Genomic DNA, 18,812 nt, shown 5'->3' with positions numbered 1-18,812 from the left:
TTATTAAGTATTTAACAATAATATTGACCATGCTAATTACGGTGTGTTATATTGGAAGCGTTAATAAAATGGCTTGTTAATTTTAGGTACAACAAATTTTATTTTCGCATTCAGAGAGGATGGTTTAGGTGGCAGCAGCTGTAAAAGCAAAGATGATTGTAGACAAATCTTTTCGTATTGCTGAAGTCGATAAACGCATTTATGGTTCTTTTGTAGAGCATCTCGGGCGTGCTGTATATGGTGGTATTTATGAGCCTACTCATTCGACTAGTGATGAAAGCGGTTTCCGCAATGATGTTAAAGAACTGGTAAAAGAGCTGGATGTTCCTATTATACGCTATCCGGGCGGCAATTTTGTATCCGGTTACAATTGGGAGGATGGTGTCGGCCCTGTTGCATCCAGACCTAGACAGTTGGAGCTGGCGTGGAGAACAGTGGAGCCGAATGAAGTAGGAACGAATGAATTCTTTAAATGGGCCAAGGATGTTGGCTCTGAAGTAATGATGGCGGTAAATCTGGGTACGCGTGGAATTGATGCGGCGCGTAATCTGGTGGAATATTGCAATCATCCAGGAGGCTCCTATTGGAGTGATTTACGTCGTAGTCACGGTATAGAGCAGCCACATAAGATTAAAACCTGGTGTCTTGGCAATGAGATGGACGGACCGTGGCAGATTGGGCACAAGACAGCGGAGGAATATGGTCGTCTGGCTATAGAATCTGCAAAAGCCATGAGGCTGATTGATCCTGACATTGAACTTGTATCCTGTGGAAGCTCCAGCTCCACGATGCCGACGTTCCCGGAATGGGAGGCAACCACACTGGATCATACGTACGAGGTAGCCGACTATATTTCCCTGCACCAATACTACGGCAACCATGACAATGATACGGCTAATTATCTGGCACGTTCCATGGACATGGATCATTTTATTCATACTGTCATTTCGACTTGTGATTATATCAAAGCGAAGAAACGTAGCAAGAAAAAAATGATGCTCAGCTTTGACGAATGGAACGTATGGTACCACTCCAATGATGCAGACAAAAAAATCGATCCATGGTCTGTGGCACCACCGCAGCTTGAGGATATTTACAACTTTGAGGATGCATTGTTGGTGGGCAGCATGTTGATTACGTTCTTGCGTCACGCGGACCGTGTAAAAATGGCTTGCCTGGCTCAACTGGTCAACGTTATTGCGCCAATCATGACCGAGAATAACGGAAAAGCGTGGAAGCAAACGATCTTCTATCCGTATCTGCATGCTTCCCGTTATGGTCGTGGGGTATCACTGATGCCTGTAGTGGATTCCGAAAAATACGATTCCAAGGACTTTACAGACATTCCTTATCTGGATAGCGCTGTGGTTTATGATGAAGAGGGAGACGCGCTGACTGTCTTTGCAGTGAACCGTCACTTGTCTGAATCGCTGGAGCTGACGGTAGATGTACGCAGTTTCGAAGGCTACCGTATTGTCGAGCATACCGTGCTGGAGCATGATGATCTCAAAGCGACCAATAGCCCAGCTGGAGAAAAGGTTACGCCTCATAACGGTGGCAATGCCAAGCTTGAAGACGGAATTGTAAAAGCTCATTTGGGCAAAGCCTCGTGGAACGTTATTCGTCTTGCTAAATCTCATTAATTCTCTTTCTAAAAGGAACGGACTGAGTTATACCTAAAAAAGTCCGCATTCTCTCTTGTAAGGCTACTACAAGAGCAGGAATGCGGGCTTTTTGTATAAAATGAGCCATTTGTCCCTCCATCAACATAGTGCTCGAAAGGAAGAGGTAATTTCAATAAATATTATATTTATTCCTAAATTTAACTAGGTAAAGATGATCCTTAATCACTAAGTGTTCGTGCCTCGTACATTTTTGTGAAGTTAATTAGACCCAGTGCCCACACTCCTGGGTGAAAAAAGGCCCTGTTGTACCGTTGTCAATGAATTGATATCTGAAATGAAGGTGTGTAATCCGTCTTAAATCCACGTTATACTTTAAAAGATAGCTATTTTAAATAAAAGATGGCTGTAGCATTTCGTGAAAGGAATGATCTCTATGAGTCAAACAGACGAATATCGTTTTCAAGTAAATTTGGGCGGCATGATTGATATTTTGGCCAATCATTTATATAGCAGTCCACGGGTGTTTATACGTGAAATACTACAAAATGCAACAGATGCGATCACGGCTCGCAAGGAGCTACGAAAGACTGAAGCTGAAAGTAGATCATTGAAAGAAGACAATACCTTTGAAGATACAGTTTCTGAGAGTAACGACTATGAAGGCAAAGTCATCGTAGAGCTATCCGGTGCCGGGGATCAGCAGGTATTGATGATTCAGGATAACGGTATTGGATTGTCTGAAGAAGACATTCATCGGTTTCTGTCGATCATCGGGCAGTCTTCCAAGAAGGGGGCTGATTTGCTAACCTCGGAGACTTCATTTATCGGGCGTTTTGGGATTGGCTTGCTGTCTTGTTTTATGGTGAGCGATGAAATTGTAGTACTGACCCGTTCGGTGAAGGAAGGCATCTCTATGGAATGGAGAGGGAAGCCAGATGGGACGTATACGATTCGTCGATTAGAGACTGAGCTGCCTATAGGGACGCAAATTTATTTGCGCTGTAAGCCGGGGAGCGAGTTTTATTATGAGCCAGCGCAGGTGAAAGACTCCTTATTTTATTATGGAGCCTTGCTGCCATATCCTGTCCTGCTGTCTGTAGACGGGGAGACTAAGCAGGTCAATCTTCCATCGACAAGCTGGATGCAGGACCCGGAACAATTACGGAGTCGACGCGGTGAGGTGCTGGATTTAGGCTATCGCCTAATGGGTGAGCGCTTCAGTGATTTTATACCGCTGCGGACGGCATCGGGCAGAACAGGCGGGATTGCATTCATTTTGCCTCGCAGTGTTAATCTGAACAGCAAGCGGCTGCATCGGGTGTATCTGAAGCATATGCTCGTGTCCGACAAAGCGGAAAATGTATTGCCAGAATGGGCATTTTTCATTAAAAGCCTGATTTGGACAGACGAATTGCAACCAACGGCATCTCGTGAATACTTTTATGAAAATGAGCAGCTTGATGCGGTTCGTTCTGAATTGGGGACCTGTATTCGCGAAGAACTGCTACGCATGGCGGAATATGAGCCAGACCGCTTGCAGAACTGGATTTATTTACACGAGCTGTCCATGAAGGCGCTCGCGGTCGAGGATGATGAATTTCTGCGGATTATGCATCGCTGGTTTTCCTTCGAAAGTACATTTGGACGGCGCGAGCTGAGTGATCTGATCCGAGAGGCGGGCGGACGTCCGCTCCATTACACGGCGACCGTGGATGAGTATCGTCAGATTACGCATGTGGCGGCAGCACAATCCATGCTAGTGATCAATGGCGGATATATCTATGATTCGGAAATTTTAAAAAGGCTGCACTGGGTCGACGCTACCCTGCACACAGAACGACTTAGCCCTGAAGACGTATCTCTTTCTTTTACCGGACTGACGCAGGAAGAGCATACAAAGTATTACGGTGTGCTGCGTGTGATGGATGCTGCTTTACAGCCGATGCGTTGCCGCGCTGAGTTGAAACGTTTTGAGCCTGCGAGCTTGCCTGTGCTGTACACCATTTCACAGGATGCACTAACCTTGCGCTCTATGGAAAACACCGTTGAAGAGACAACTTCACTTTTTTCCAATGTGCTCGATAGTCTAAAGGCAGGAGTCCAGCAGAACGCAGGCTACTCGACCTTATATTTTAATTTGAATAACCCGGTAGTGGCACGGATTTTTGAGGCTACTGATACACAGATGATTACGGCTGCGACCGAAATGATGTATGTGAATGCGCTTATGATGGGTCACTATCCGATGAACCGCAGTGAGCTAGGGCTGATGAACCGAAGTGTACTGTATTTTATCAATTGGGGATTAGGGAACGGACAGAACACGTAATTGCGTAACTAGAGGAGGATTCAAATGGAAGAGACGATATATGAATTGATGGAGCAGGCGCAGGATATGCCCGGAGGGGCGGCAAAGCTGGCGATTCTGGAAGAGGCTGTTCGCTTGGCCGATTCTTCAGGCTTGAAGGAGCTCGCTTATGAAATTCGGGGAGAGATTGTAGACTGTGCTATTTTTAACGGATATCCATTGAAATCGCTGATTGCTTTTTCATGGCAGCTGGGTCAATTTGACCAAAATCCAGAGGAGTACGACCCCGTTGAGCTGTTGTGGAACTATAAATGGATACTCGGGAAGGTGTGCAGTTTTCCGAATATATCGAAGACTCAAATCGAGGATCTGGTAGAGGATATGCGCAGACGTTATGCCGAGTACGGATATAATGAGCGTCCATATTACTATTATAAATTCCGCATCGCGATGGACATGGGTGAATTGGATGAAGCACGGCGGTATCTGGATATGTTCCGCGTGATTGAGCCAGACAGTATGAGTGATTGTGAAGCCTGTGAGCAGAGCCAGATGGTGCGGTTCTATTACTTGACCGGAGAAGACGAGCAGGCGCTTGCCGTGGCCAAGCCGATTTTGTCGGGACGGATGAGATGTGCAGAAGTGCCGCATGTGACGCTCTCACAGGTGCTTTTGCCGCTGTATCGTCAAGGCGAGGTTGATCAAGCGAAGGAGCAGCATCGCAAAGGCTATCGCCTGGTTCGTGATGACCGTGACTTCCTGAAAACGATAGCAGAGCATATTGAGTATTTGACGGTTGCAAATCCGATTGAAGGAATCGGAGTGGTGGAACGTCATTTGCACATCGCATTGGACTATGAGAGCGGATTGGAGCAAATGTATTTTTACGCAGCGATGGTAGGGCTGCTGCAAAAGCTGGATACTTCGAGAAAACTTCGTTTGATTCGGATGCCTGCATCTTTTGAATGGGGCAAACAGGAACGTACGTTAGAAGAGATCATTGCGTACTTCAGACCACTGGCAGAGTCTGCGGTAGCTGAATTTGATCGACGGAATGGAAATGCATTTTATTCGAAATGGATTGGGAAGATTGTTCAACCGGCGTAGAAGAACAGGCGACTGTGGCGAATATTTTATACAGCCCAAACAATGAACGAGTAGAATATTCTTGTTTGAAATGACAGGAGGGATTATATCGTGACTATGACCCAGAAGGTAATTAATTTTGCGCATCGCGGAGCTTCCGGGGTATGTCCTGAAAATACGATGGCGGCTTTCCGCCACGCGTTGGAACTGGGAGCAACAGGCATTGAAACGGATGTGCAGCGTACCCAAGATGGGCATTTGGTGCTGATTCACGATGAGTCGCTGGAGCGCACGACAGGTTGCCCGCTGGATGTAAGAGATATCACGCTGGAAGAATTAAATAAACTGGATGCAGGCAGTTGGTTTGATGAGAAATTTCGAGGCGAGCGGGTACCGATGCTGGGTGAGTTACTGGAACTGGCACAGTCCTCGGATACTATTATTAATCTGGAACTGAAAAATAGCATTCATCTCTATCCGGGGATGGAGGAAGAGGTCATTGCCGCTGTGAAGTGCTTTGGATTGGAAGAGCGGGTGATCTTATCCAGCTTCAATCATGAATCGCTCGCGCTCTGTGCGCAGATTGCCCCCGAGATCAAGACGGGAGCGCTCTATATTGAGATTATGGTTCGCCCATCGGAGTATGCAACCCAATTCGGGGCTACAGCACTTCATGCCTACAAGCAAGTGGTTACACCGGAAGCGGTGTCCGAGGCTTTGGCATTAGGCGTCGTCTACCACCCATGGACGGTGAATGAGCCGGAGGAAATGGAGCGTCTGCTGGAGGCCGGAGTGAACGGGATCATCACAGACTATCCTGATCGGTTGGCGCACATTCTAGCTGTCCACTCTTCCTAAGAGGAAGACGCAGTAAACCTACAGCTAAGGAGTGTAGGGAAGTAGATGTAGCTATGTATTAAAAGAAAAAAGACTCTCCTACGTACTCGCTTTCACGAGACAAGGAGAGTCTTTTTTTGGCTTGAGCCGAAGTGAATATCATCACGACGATTTTGATTCCGTTCTACTTGATGCCGAGTCTCATACGATAGCTGAACAGGATATCCAGTGTTCTGCCTTCAAAATGATTCTCAACCAGCTTCACGAAGCCGGCTATATCGTCGTCAAGCGTTCGATTGCCAAGTTTGAACAGGCTCTGAATTCCTCCCTGGCTAAGAGCGAGCCCAGTATAACGAGCAGCGTCACATTGCTCACGATTGTGGAAGACAATCTCCCGAATATAGCGGAATTGCCCGCTATGATGCAGATTAGCTAGATGCTGATCCTTGCTCCATTTATGAGCCTGTTGCTCTACAGGAGCTTCCTGTTCCAAAACGGTATCAGCTTTGGTGATAAGCTCTGTATAAGTCTGCTCTATCTGCCATTGCAGCACAGGAGGCCAGTCACAGTCAAAGGCTGCGAACACGCCGCCTTGTGCCAAGACCCTGCCTGCTTCCTGGAGTGTGCTCTCGGGGTCCATCCAGTGAAAGGACTGAGAACAGGTGATGACATCTACAGTGCCGTCCTCAAAGGGCAGGTTGTTGGAGAACCCGCTTTCGAAGGAAATGGTACCTGTCATTGTCGTTCCTGCTCTCTCCAGCTTGCGCTGCGCTATCCCTCTCATGTCCGGGTTAGGCTCGATGCCGACGATTCGACGAGCGGTGTCTTTCCATATGAAAGTAGAGAGCCCAGTACCGCAGCCAATATCGGCAACTAGCGCTACGTTCCGATCCAGATAGCGGCTGATGATTTCCACGACGAGTGATGGCGCTTCTGGACGGTGTTGATCGTAGTTGTCGGCAAAGCCATTGAAACGATCCACATTACTTTGCAGATTTCCCTCAGGTATCATAGGGGCTTCTTTTCCTCCTTAGTTTCGGCCGGGCGACCGCGTAAATTCCGATGCTCTATACTTTTACATTGTACAAGTTTATGTGCTTAACCAGCTACTTTCGTGATTTCACAACATCATCGGATTTCGGTAGGAGGAAATTTGCCTATTTTATCATTGAAGCAAGTGCCCACTCACGCATCATGGAGTCAAGCATTGGACGCAAATCTTCGCGCTGCATGCCCATGTGGAGCACTGCTTCCAGATAGCCAGCTTTATTACCAATATCGTAGCGTGTGCCCTCCAGTTCCAATGCAAGCAGCTGGTTTTGCAATGCTACTTGATGCAGAGCATCTGTCAATTGGTATTCACCGCCCGCTCCAGTGGACATGTTCTCCAATATGGAGAAAATAGAAGGCTCCAATACATAGCGACCAATGACAGCCTGCCGCGAAGGAGCATCTGCCGGGGATGGTTTTTCAACAAGTCCGCCGACTTCATGAATAAGGCCATTTTGGTGAGTGGAGCCAATAATGCCGTATTTACTTACATCCTGTTCTTCTACCGTACGCACGCCGACCACTTGCTTGCCAGTGGCTTCGTATACATCCATCATCTGACGAATCGCCGGAGTGGAGGAATTCATAATATCATCGCCCAATAACACGGCGAAGGGCTCATCGCCAATGAACTGACGGGCGCAGCGCACCGCATGTCCCAAGCCGAGCGGTTCTTTTTGACGGATATAGTGAATGACGGCTTTGCCCCCGATGCTTTGAACTTCACGCAGAAGATCATATTTTCCCTTGCTCTCCAGTACTTGCTCCAGCTCTACAGACTTGTCAAAATGGTCTTCGATGGCTTTTTTATTACGCCCCGTAACGATAATGATGCTCTCAATTCCAGATTTGATGGCTTCTTCAACGATATATTGAATGGCTGGTTTATCTACGATTGGAAGCATCTCTTTTGGTAAAGCTTTCGTAGCTGGCAAAAAACGGGTTCCCAAACCGGCGGCAGGGATAACGGCTTTTGTAATTTTTCTCATAGAGATTCACTTTCCTTTCGGGATGGGGAACCGAACACCCAGTATCGGCTCCCGATATAATTGATGATCATTCCGGCTGCGGTGGCGATCAGCTTGCCTAAAGCAAGCGGCAGCTCGGTTTCAGTGTGAAGCACTTGCAGCAATAAGGAGGTTATCCCCAATACGATGAGGTTGATGACGATAAATTTGAGTAACTGACCTTTGCTTGTGTTGTTTGCTTGTTGTTTGCTGAATGTCCATTTGCTGTTCAAAATATAACTGTTGGCTGTGCCGCAGCTGTACGAAATGATCTGCGCCACCACGACCGGCACTCCGCTCCAAGCCAGTAGCATAAAAATGATATAATCTACTCCTGTATTCACCAGACCTACGATGCCAAATCGGATCATAGGAAGCAGCTGGGCCATGCGACTTTTCATAGATTAGGCCCCATGACCGGATTGGGGTCCAGTATATACCGCGCTGTTGTCGCGTACTGTACGTCCACCCGAAATCAGACTGTCACGGGCTCCTTTCATGTACAGGGACTCGCGTTGTTCAGGAACCTTCATAGCATGTGTCGGACCGTTATCGTATTGTCCACCTAGACGCTCACGGACAATGTAGAGTGGACGTGCTTTGGTTTCGTCATAAATCCGTCCAATATATTCACCCATGATACCGAGAATAATCAGAATCACTCCGTCGAAGATCAGGCTGATGCTAATCATGGATGACCAGCCTTTCATCACATAGGAATCGGTGAAAAAGTTAAGAAACAATACATACATCAGATACAGGAAGCCGGACATGGACAAAAGTACGCCGATATAACCTGCCAGCTTGAGCGGCTTAATCGAAAAGGATGTGATCCCGTCGAGACTGAGCTTGATCATGCGTTTTAGCGGATACTTGGTTTCGCCTGCGAGCCGCTCATCGCGCTCATATTCAACAGCAGTTTGTTTAAAACCGATCCAACTGACCAGACCGCGTACGAATCGGTTATTTTCCGGCAGACGTTTCAATTCATTTATGACCTTGCGATCCATTAGGCGGAAGTCCCCGGTGTCGACCGGGATATTAATATCCGTTGATGCTTTAAGTACGCGGTAAAAGAGGCTGGCAGACCATTTCTTGAAGCGAGTTTCGCCATTGCGTTTGAGTCGTTTGGCGTAGACGACTTCATAGCCTTCCTTCCACTTGTTAGCCATCTCAACAATCAGTTCCGGCGGGTCTTGGAGGTCAGCGTCAATGACGACGACCGCCTCTCCCACCGCATAATCCATCCCGGCGGTAATTGCTAGCTGATGACCAAAGTTGCGAGAGAAATCAATCAATATAATCGTGTCATCTCTGAGACTGAATTCCTTGATGAGTTGGACGCTGCGGTCCGAACTTCCATCATTTACGAAGATCAGCTCGTAGGGCTCGCCCATTGAGCCCATGACTTGTTTCAGTCTCCGATAGGTTTCTGTAATAACGGCTTCCTCGTTGTACATCGGGATAACTATGGAATAACGGATAGGTTCACTCATTCGTAGTTCCTCCTCATTTATAATGTGATTTCGTATAAAGTACCGCTTCCGCCACGCTCGTCTCCGCCAAATCCACCTTGACCATCCTGAGCGCTTGCGTTGGTGTTCGTGGTGTCGTTTCCGCTGTTCGTTGCTTTCACTGCTGTACTTGTTTCTGCTGTGGTTGTTGTTTTCCATTCATCTGTAGGGATTACTTTGCCGTGTTCTTTGATCCAAGCAGTGACTTCGGAGTTGCCGCCGTCCGGTCCACCGCCGCCACCAGAAATCATAAAGTATTTCACTTGCCCACTTTCGACCAGCGCCTTGATTCTATCGACGGTATAGACCGGATCGGAAGACACAAAACCGTTCATAATAATTACTTTTTGTCCGGCCTCGACCAGGTAAGGAGCGGCTGTTGAATAATTACTTGCTGCGAAAAGATAGGTTTCACCTGTGTTATTTTTTTGCAAGTAGCTCAATGTTTTTTGATCTAAACTTTGGCTGCCGTTCGGACCTCCCATTCCTCTGGAGCGGGTAGAAGATTTCTGTTCCGCGTCTGCACTTGTTTGTGTGCTTGAGGTATTTCCATCAGAGTTGGAATTCTCTGCATTTTGAGTCTGGTTATTCATTTGAGTTCCTTCGGCTTGTTGACCATTGAAGCTTGCACCTCTATTGCCATCATTGCGGCCTGGCATTCCGCCACCGCCGCCGCCAAATTGAGTCGGTCCAGCTTGCGGAATCATGCTGTTCCCCCCGTAGACGATTGGTGTCAATGCCCAGTACACAGGGCCGATAAACATAGCGAGTACACTTGCGATAATAGCGTATCTTGTGAACTTCTCGGATTTCATTCGTGCTACCACCAGGAGTGCTGTGCCGATGATCCCTAGGATCAATACCGCGATGGACCAGCCACTGCCGATGGTATCGTTGTAATTTTGTAGAATGAACCAGCTAAATACCGATGTTGCTAATACTGCCACGGGTAACAGCCAGGAGAGCCAGTTGGAACGCTCACGATACTGCTGCCACAATTCTACGAATCCTGCTCCGAAGAGCGCTGCAATCGGTGGTGCGAGCATAATTAGGTAATAATGATGGAAGAAACCTGCTACGCTGAAAAATGCAGCTACGGGAATCAACCAGGCGAGCCAGAAGATAACTTCTTTATGTTTCCGTGTGATATTACGGCGTCGAATACTGGCAAGCAGGCCGATGGAAGCAATGATTGCGAACGGAAGCAGCCAGCTGGCTTGGCCTGACAGGGAAGATTGGAACAACCGCAAAGGTCCCTTTTCACCAGTACCGAACATGCCGCCACCGGAATTTCCACCCTGGCCACCGCCTGGACCACCCTGGCCCTCTCCACCTTGTCCGTTCCCCCCGAATCCGCCGGGTGGTATTTGACCACCTGCACCGGGTCCGCCTGCTGCCATGTTGTTGGCACCAGAGTCATCCGTAGTGGTAGTGCTGTTGGAGGATGTAGTCGTCTGGATCTGATCCGTGTTCGTAATGTTGCTATTCGTTGCAGCGTTATTGTTTTGCTCTGAGCGTTGACCGCCACGATTGCCACCTGTCCCCTGATCTCCTGTCAGGCGAGACAGGCCGTTATAACCGAAGGCCAAATTCAGTACAGAGTTGGTTCCGCTACTCCCCATATAAGGACGTTCATCGGCCGGAGTGGAATCCACTACGACTGCCCAAGAGAGCGATACAATCAGGAGAACCACTGCCGATCCTGCCAACGTTATGGCTTTTCGTTTCCAGTTATACTTGGAAGCCAGCAGATAGAACAGGCCCAACGCAGGAACGATCATATAGGCTTGCAACATTTTTTCGTTAAAGGCAATGCCGACGACTGCGAAAGCAGCCAGGATCAGCCCGGTTTTGCTATTTTTAAGGCCTCTGAACAATAGCCAAGTTGCGAGCAATAATGTGAAGACCAACATAGCGTCAATGTTATTCGTGCGGCTAACCGCTACGGCTATCGGTGTTGTTGCCATGGCGAAGGCAGCCAAACGTGCGGCCAGTGTACCAAAGCTTGGTTTAACGAGTAAGTAAACGAGCAAGACCGAGCCGACCTGAGCCAGTGCCTGCGGCAGGATCACGCTCCATCCGTGAAGTCCGAATATATAGGCGCTCAACGTCTGAATCCAGAACACCACAGGCGGTTTGTCTACCGTTACCGATCCTGCAGAATCAAGTGAGGCGAAAAAGAAATTGTGAAAGCTTTGCAGCATGCTTGCTACTGCCGTCGTGTAGTAGGTGTTTACGTACTTGTCTTGCCAGATGTTGTATCCGTTCAAAAATGCGGATATCAGCATAATGATGATCAAGGGGATGTCCGCCCTGGTCTTAAACCATTTCTTAATCATGTTCATTCCACTCCCTGTGAAAGTTTCTTTGTATTTATTCCGATCTTGGCCCGGTGAACTACCGGCTTGCTATTATCATGCCAGACGTACCTTAATGGGTTCTGAGTGCTCCCTGAACGTTAGCTGAAAGCTGGGGTGAGGTGCTTTTTTTACGGCAGGATTCAGGTATATTAGATACAGGTAAAAATGAATCGACTTTTAATATGATAAAAATGAAGCAATATGAAAGGGAAGATTAATAATGAATCCAATACACGGAGTTAAGATTATGCTGGCGGACGACGAGCCTCATATTTTGCAATTTTTAGAGCTTGGACTGATTAATGAAGGATATGAAGTCAGAACCGCCGAGAACGGGAGTGATGCACTCGATCTGGCAAGAGAGTTTCGTCCGCATGTAGCGGTGCTGGATGTAATGATGCCTGAAATGAACGGATTTGAGGTATGCCAAAGTCTCAAGGAGACAGAGGATAACATCGCAGTTATTATGCTGACCGCCAAGGATGATGTGGACGATCGGGTAAAAGGGCTCAAGCTCGGCGCGGATGATTATATCGTTAAGCCCTTCAGTTTTAATGAGCTGCTGGCTCGTATTGAAGCGCGTTTGCGAAATCAGTTCCCTGACCTGTTGGGGGAAGTGGTTCACGGACCCTTTCAAGTGGATGATCGACGAAAGGAGATTCGCTATCAGAGTCAGGTGCTGGAGCTATCGCCTACCGAATACGAACTATTGAAGTTTTTGGTGTTAAACCACGGAATCGTGCTGAGTAAAAGTCGTATTCTGGACCGAGTCTGGGGGTATGACTTTGGGGGAGAGGATAATATTGTGGAAGTGTACATTCGCTCCTTGCGAGAAAAACTCAAAGATAAGGAGCATCGGGTCATTCGGACGCTGCGTGGTGTTGGGTACCGAGTGGATCTGTTATGAAGGCGGGGAGGAAAAAACGGAGAAAATATGCGCTTCGTTCTCTCCGGTCCCAGCTTTTGGCCAGAACCTTACTCATTTTGGCATTGCTGCTCGTGTTGATCGGTTTTCTCCAATACTTTCTAATGAAAGATTTTCTGTATCGCAGTCGAGCAGACGCTATGAATACACAGCTGAATTCAATTCCTGTCGACTTATTGATTAAGGATTCACAGGAAAATAGTAGGGATGGGATCGCCGCTCCCCAAGATGATACCAATCGGAGAGGTAATCGACCGGGGCCGTTTCTGTTTTGGCCGGATATGTCGCTTGCTTCTATAGGTATAGACGGCACCTTCCAGAGCTTGTCCAACGAAAATGGGCTTAAACCGCCGCGCCTCACCACTCAGCAGTATCAAGCAATGCAACAGAGCAAGCGTATGCGTCACGGCTATCAATTAATTACGGATGCACAGGGAAAAGAGCAGCTGGTTGTATTTCGCCCGCTCGGTCCACCAGACCGTTCGTCAGGGTTACTGCAAATGGGCGTATCCACGAATTCCATGCAAGAGCAGCTGATTAATCAACTCCGCACCTTTATTTTATTGTCTCTGATTGCACTTGCGATTGGTTTGGCGCTTATGCTTCCTGTGCTTCGCCGTACATTAGTGCCCCTTTCCAGAATGGTCGAGGCAGTCAAACGTATTGATGCGGGCAATTTGGACGAGCGCTTTGACGCAGAGCAGGGTCAGTATGAAGTAGATCGCCTGGCAGTTTCATTTAATGGAATGCTGGAGCGGCTGGAGCATTCTTTTGCTGCCGAGCGGGAATTGCAGATGCAAATGCGACGATTTATTGCGGATGCTTCTCATGAACTGCGTACCCCGCTCACATCCATCCACGGTTTTTTGGAAGTGCTGCTTCGTGGAGCAGCATCCAATCCGAAGCAGCTCCAATCAGCACTAGAAAGTATGTATGGTGAATCCAAGCGCATGAACAAGCTTGTCTCTGATTTGCTATTGTTGGCTAAGCTGGACCGAACACCGGAGTTGAAGCTGGAAGATATATCGCTAGATGCATTGCTGCTGGAAATGAAGCCACAGCTCCTTATGCTGGCAGGCACACGTAAGGTATTTTTTGATATGACGGCAGGTGTTCGCGTATTGGCAGAAGGCGATAAGATCAAACAGGTCGTACTTAACCTGTTTCACAATGCTGTTCAACATACCGATATAGAGCAGGGCGTGATCCATGTCAACCTATCGGCTGGTAAGAAGCTGGCAGATATTCAAATTCGTGATAATGGACCCGGCATTGGGAAGGAACAGCTGGAGCGGATATTTGAGCGATTTTATCGTGGAGATGAATCGCGTACACGCAGCTCAGGCGGAGCGGGCCTTGGTCTGGCTATTACGCAATCAATCGTGGAAGCACACGGAGGGAGCATTACAGCTGAAAGTACACTGGGAACGGGAAGTATATTTAAAGTAACGCTGCCTTTAGCAGGAACAGTATAGTATCGCAGATTATGGTCTAACATAAGAATAGCCCCCCGAACCGCGACTTTGGTTAAATAACGGCTCGGGGGGCTTTGTAATTGTTAGTTAATGAGTGCAGCTTTTTGTAAGAGCACATGCAGCACCTTGGCAGATGCCTCACGTGTTGTAGGTGCATTCGGCTGGAAGTAGGAAGAGCCTTTAATCGTGGCTCCGTTAATAATACCTGCCGCACTTACTTTTTCAATACTGTCCTTGGCATAGCCTGCAAAGGATGAAGTATCATGGTATGGTGTGCGTGCAGGACCATCGGCTGCTGTTTTGATTTGAAGCAAGTCTACTGCTTTGCCCAGCACAACAGCAATTTCTTGACGACTGATATTTGCTTGCGGATCAAACTTGTCGTTGTTGCGACCTGTAATCAATCCGGCCCCATAAGCGGCCGCCACATCCCCGGCATACCAGCTACCTGCCGGAATATCACTAAATGGTGCAGCAGTACCTGGTGTCAGGCCAAGTGCCCGGGTGACCAAGGCTGCAAATTCTGCACGCGTCACGTTTTGCTTCGGTGAGAATTTCGTGTCGGTTGTGCCGTTAATGAGCAATTTATTTGCAAGCGATTGAATTTCGGATTGGGCATACGACGATGAAATATCTTCAAAGCTAACAGGTCGTGTCGCCGCTGCATACGTCGAGAAGCCCGGACGGCTTACCTTAACGACGGTAGATCCATCAACTTGCTTGGTGAAGACGGATGGGACGGGATAGACATTTCCGTTCGCTGTATAGAGCACACCGGCTGTATTAGGATCAATTTGACCAGGTACGGTAAAGGATCGGCTAATAAATTGTCCTGGCGAAACTTTGAGCGGTTGGCTCTTACCGCCAGTGATTACGTTGGCCTCAAACCCTACCGGGGTGCCGATCACATTCGAGCCTTTAAGCTTGCCTGTAAATGTGCCGCTCGCCTCTGCTTGGCTACTGATGACCACTTCAATGCCCGCACCTTCAGGTGCATTTTTTAGAGCAGATACTGGCAATGCCAGGGAAGAACCTGTATTACTCACAATCAGGCTGCTTCCTGCTGCGGCTTTGCCCAGCGTTGCCAGCTGTGACGAAGTGAGTGATGCTTTAGTCGTTTGGCCTGCTTGGCTAGTAGCCGACAATACAATAGCTGTCGGACTGGAGCCAGCTGTTGTCACAGCAGCCTGCAGGTCTGCATCAGCTACTGTCAGTGACTGTACATTATTGTTTAACGCAACGGCTGTAGGCACAGCTTTTACAGCTTGTCCTTGCTTCACTACGCTTTGCAGTGAAGGTGCAGATGTAGCGACAGGGGTGGATGTATTAGTTGCAGCAGAAGGTGTAGTATTGCTTCTGCCGCCACCTCCACCCCCTCCGCCGCCACTACTACCACCGGATGGGGCACTATTATCCACACGGATCGATTTAGTGGCAGTGAACAGTCTAGGACCATCGGTATTGCGTTCGACTTCTCCCTTTTCATTCAGTTCTGGAGAGCTGACTTCCAGCTTGTACACGCCATCCTTCAAGTGCTGAATAACAGGCTGACCGTTAGCATCCAGAACAGGCTTGCCATTGTCATCAAATTCAACGTAACTTCCGTTAATCCCCTTGAAGGAATATGCGCCTTGTTTGAGGCGAGCGTTAGCACCTTGTTCCTTGGTAGTGGCAATCCCATCAATCAGACCGATCAGCTTATCATCTAATCCATATACATAGAGCGCGATCTGATTGGTTTTATCTGTGGTCAGACGGAAAGTCAAATCTGTTGTGCGCTGCGCACCTGTGCGATTTGGGTAAATAATCGGGTTCGTGAAACTCAGGTCCTGCAAGCCGAAGCCTGTCGTTGGATTTTCTTTGCCGACATGCACAACGAACGGAAGATGAAGTGTCGGCTGTCCAGCGCTTTTTAGAATAACCTCTCCTTCATATACACCAGTAGCTGCATTCGCACTTGGTTGTACAGACAGGAAGAACGGTTGCGATTTGCCTGGTTCTGCCGAGATAGATCCATTCGCGCCAATACCCTGCAACTGAACGCTAATATTGCTCACATCGGGGGTAGCAATAGGCTTAGTCGGATCAGAGGTGACATTATCATGTAAAACGTAGCTGGCTTCATACTGCACAGGGTTTGCGGACAAGTTTTTGAGTTGAAGCTGGATCTGCTTCGCATCACTACCAGGTCGTAACAGCCCGAAGCTGGCGGAAGGATTATAATTCACAACCTCCTGCCGATTAAAGTTCTTGTCAAGAATCGTAATCTTTTCAACGGTTTCCAGCAGGGCTGGAGTCTGAATCGCATTCGCAATGTTTACAAGACCTGCACCTTGGGAATACACATCATATTGGATTTTATCCTCATCAAATAGTGTAACCGAAGTGTTTGCCAGAGCAGCGCGGATATCAAACGGTGTCCAGTTCGGATGCTGCTGCTTCAGCAGCACGGCAAGTCCAGCCACATGCGGAGATGCCATACTCGTTCCGTTGCTGCGTTTGTAAGCTTGCTCATAGGATGCATCTGGATAGAACTTGGCGAAGGCAGGGTACGTTGACATAATGCCAACCCCTGGTGCGCTCACGTCCGGCTTGATGCTCAGCAGTTCATCGCCATTTGGTCCGCGGGAGCTAAATCCGGCCATGGTATTACCAGGATTGTCAGTACGACGATACTCTTCACCAAAAGTAATAAAGAATTTTTGTTTGTGGTTTTGGCTTTCAATGATTTGTCTTGCCAGTGCTCTACCTTCTTTTCCTATCATGTCAAAGGTAGGAATATAATCTACATTGTCTCCTTGATTCGAATTAATGTAACCGTCGTAACCAGGGATAGCTTCACTCAGATTGGCTTGTGTACTGTCGCTAGATTTCGCTTGACCATTAAAAATAATAATAGCCTTTGCACCATTTAGTTGTGCGTTCGCGATTTTATCTACGAAGCCCAAGACGCCACGCGATACGATTACAACCTTACCTTTTACATCTTTAGAAGTGAAATCATCTGGATATCCCAAGTTGGCATAAACTAATTCCAATGGTTCTGTCCCCAAAATAGAAGAAAAATCCTCGTGAAATGTTTGCCAACCCATCATGTTAAAATTGTAATAGGTATCTGATGTAACTGTTATCGGCTTTTCATCATCACCATAGGTTACAAGATTGACGGATGCTTTATTGGAATAGCTGTGGCTGGGGGAAGTGGCTGCACCAACGGAAATCGCCAGCTGAGATGTTGCGGGAGAACCCATGGAGTAAAAATAGGGCCCTTGTTGTGCAGCGTTACCGTTCGCGATGACCGCGACTACCCCGGAAAGTACCGCATTATTGATGGCAATGGCGTCTGGGGAGTTGGGATCCTTTTCAGAATCCGAGCCTAGCGACAGGTTGATGACGTTCATGCCATCTTTGACAGCACGTTCTATACCGTCAATGACCTGTGCCGAGGAACCGGAGGAACGACCGGTCTTGGTATTGCGTCCAAGCACCTTATATACGTATAAGTCCGATTTATAGGCAATCCCTTTTTGTACAATATCTGAGGATTTATTCGCGGCTTTCCCGGCAATTGTACCGGAGACGTGAGTACCATGTGTCGTTCCACTAAAACCTGTGCCGTATGGATCATTCTCTTTTTCAAGGAACGGTTCCTCGTAAGGGTCGTTGTCCTGTTCAAAAGAGTCATAACCGCCTTTGTAGGCTTCTTTCAAATCCGGATGCTCATAATCGATACCGGTATCAATAACCCCGACCTTGATTCCCTCGCCGTTCAATCCTTTGGCCCAGGCTTCAGGAACACCAATTTGGTCCAGTGGCGCATTGTCATAAGTGGCTTCACTGGCTGTAAGTGTTGGCGGGTCCTGCACGGGGATAGAATAATATGTTTTGTTTTCGTGAATGGATTTAACGCCTGGCAGTTTAGCCAACTCTGGAATTTTATTGGCTGGCACCGTAACCTCCAGTCCGTTAAGCACCGTGTTGTACTGGTAATTAACTTGAAGAGAAATACCGTGCTCAGCGGCTTGGTCTACGAACGTGGTTTGCTCGGTGGCGATCGCAGATTCGGCTTTTTGCTCGGATTGAGCGGTGAAAGCTTTGGCGCTTGAACGTGCTGCATATTTGTCCACTGCTAGGGGCTCACCATCAAGCTGCACGATGACTCTGACCTGACGGGAGGAGTCTGTACTCAGCTCAGGTGAGATAAAGGCCGGAGCCGACTCAATAGTTAATGCTTCCTGAGCTTTTAAAAATGAGTCGATGGACAGATCCGCAGGAGCGGCAGAACTGAAAGACGGCAGAGATAAGCTTACCGTCAAGGCAAGAGCGAGTGATACGACAGGTATTTTTTGCAAAATGATCGGCTTTTTCAAAGATTTCCCTCTTTTCAATCAAAATATGATATCTCTACATACTAGGATTTGAAGCCACTGCCGTTGTTCTCACGCCTCCCTTAATATCTAAAATAATAGAATTGACCACTGGTGACTAACTTGCCAGTTTTGAGGCATATCTTACCATAATGGTGGGATATATTACTATATGTTTTTTATATTTTTAGAAAAAATAAGGTTAACTTCACATATAGATTCCATGGAAATGTTATGAATTTACTAGATTATTTTTGA

Annotated in this window: 12 protein-coding genes; 6 read left to right on the top strand and 6 right to left on the bottom strand. The window is 47.7% G+C overall.

The genetic code is table 11. The features are described 5' to 3' along the window. The first annotated feature begins 128 nt into the window (after positions 1-128). From BN1546_RS09750 to BN1546_RS09735, 4 genes are all read left to right on the top strand, one after another. Positions 129-1,643, top strand: coding sequence for an arabinosylfuranosidase ArfA (locus BN1546_RS09750; protein WP_090737302.1), 1,515 nt, complete (start codon positions 129-131; stop codon positions 1,641-1,643). A 415-nt stretch (positions 1,644-2,058) separates the two neighbouring features. Next, the gene (locus tag BN1546_RS09745) at positions 2,059-3,954 is read left to right on the top strand and encodes an HSP90 family protein (protein WP_090737300.1); all 1,896 of its coding nucleotides are present in this window, start codon (positions 2,059-2,061) and stop codon (positions 3,952-3,954) included. Between the two features lie 24 nt (positions 3,955-3,978). After that, positions 3,979-5,040: a hypothetical protein gene (locus BN1546_RS09740; RefSeq protein WP_058831188.1), complete on the top strand. Its 1,062-nt coding sequence runs from the start codon at positions 3,979-3,981 to the stop codon at positions 5,038-5,040. 90 nt (positions 5,041-5,130) lie between these two features. After that, on the top strand, positions 5,131-5,877 hold the full coding sequence (locus BN1546_RS09735; RefSeq protein WP_058831189.1) for a glycerophosphodiester phosphodiesterase: 747 nt from the start codon (positions 5,131-5,133) through the stop codon (positions 5,875-5,877). A 163-nt stretch (positions 5,878-6,040) separates the two neighbouring features. Here BN1546_RS09735 and BN1546_RS09730 read toward each other — a convergent pair whose 3' ends face one another. The 5 genes from BN1546_RS09730 to BN1546_RS09710 all read right to left on the bottom strand — a co-directional run bounded on the left by BN1546_RS09730 (position 6,041) and on the right by BN1546_RS09710 (position 11,766). Beyond that, positions 6,041-6,868 (bottom strand): class I SAM-dependent methyltransferase, encoded by an 828-nt coding sequence (locus tag BN1546_RS09730; protein ID WP_090737298.1) that lies wholly within the window; start codon positions 6,866-6,868, stop codon positions 6,041-6,043. A gap of 145 nt (positions 6,869-7,013) precedes the next feature. After that, complete coding sequence (galU, locus tag BN1546_RS09725) at positions 7,014-7,895, bottom strand: UTP--glucose-1-phosphate uridylyltransferase GalU (protein WP_058711948.1); 882 nt, start codon at positions 7,893-7,895, stop codon at positions 7,014-7,016. Then, positions 7,892-8,314, bottom strand: coding sequence for a GtrA family protein (locus BN1546_RS09720; protein ID WP_090737295.1), 423 nt, complete (start codon positions 8,312-8,314; stop codon positions 7,892-7,894). The genes galU and BN1546_RS09720 overlap by 4 nt, the downstream gene beginning before the upstream one ends. A gap of 3 nt (positions 8,315-8,317) precedes the next feature. Next, complete coding sequence (locus BN1546_RS09715) at positions 8,318-9,409, bottom strand: glycosyltransferase family 2 protein (RefSeq protein ID WP_090737293.1); 1,092 nt, start codon at positions 9,407-9,409, stop codon at positions 8,318-8,320. 17 nt (positions 9,410-9,426) lie between these two features. Then, complete coding sequence (locus tag BN1546_RS09710; RefSeq protein WP_090737291.1) at positions 9,427-11,766, bottom strand: ArnT family glycosyltransferase; 2,340 nt, start codon at positions 11,764-11,766, stop codon at positions 9,427-9,429. Positions 11,767-12,007: 241 nt separating this feature from the next. Here BN1546_RS09710 and BN1546_RS09705 point away from each other — a divergent pair, with 241 nt between their 5' ends. Beyond that, entirely contained in the window at positions 12,008-12,694 is a 687-nt protein-coding gene (locus tag BN1546_RS09705; RefSeq protein WP_014599406.1) for a response regulator transcription factor, read from the top strand. Beyond that, positions 12,691-14,187 (top strand): sensor histidine kinase, encoded by a 1,497-nt coding sequence (locus BN1546_RS09700; RefSeq protein WP_090737289.1) that lies wholly within the window; start codon positions 12,691-12,693, stop codon positions 14,185-14,187. The genes BN1546_RS09705 and BN1546_RS09700 overlap by 4 nt, the downstream gene beginning before the upstream one ends. An 83-nt stretch (positions 14,188-14,270) precedes the next feature. Here BN1546_RS09700 and BN1546_RS09695 read toward each other — a convergent pair whose 3' ends face one another. After that, on the bottom strand, positions 14,271-18,557 hold the full coding sequence (locus tag BN1546_RS09695; protein ID WP_090737287.1) for a S8 family serine peptidase: 4,287 nt from the start codon (positions 18,555-18,557) through the stop codon (positions 14,271-14,273). Between the last annotated feature and the right edge of the window lie 255 nt (positions 18,558-18,812).

This window comes from Paenibacillus sp. Mc5Re-14 (assembly GCF_001049835.1).
GTDB classification, from domain to species: Bacteria; Bacillota; Bacilli; order Paenibacillales; family Paenibacillaceae; genus Paenibacillus; species Paenibacillus polymyxa_C.
Note: the sequence above shows the minus strand (reverse complement) of the source record. Positions and strands in the feature narration are given on the sequence as shown.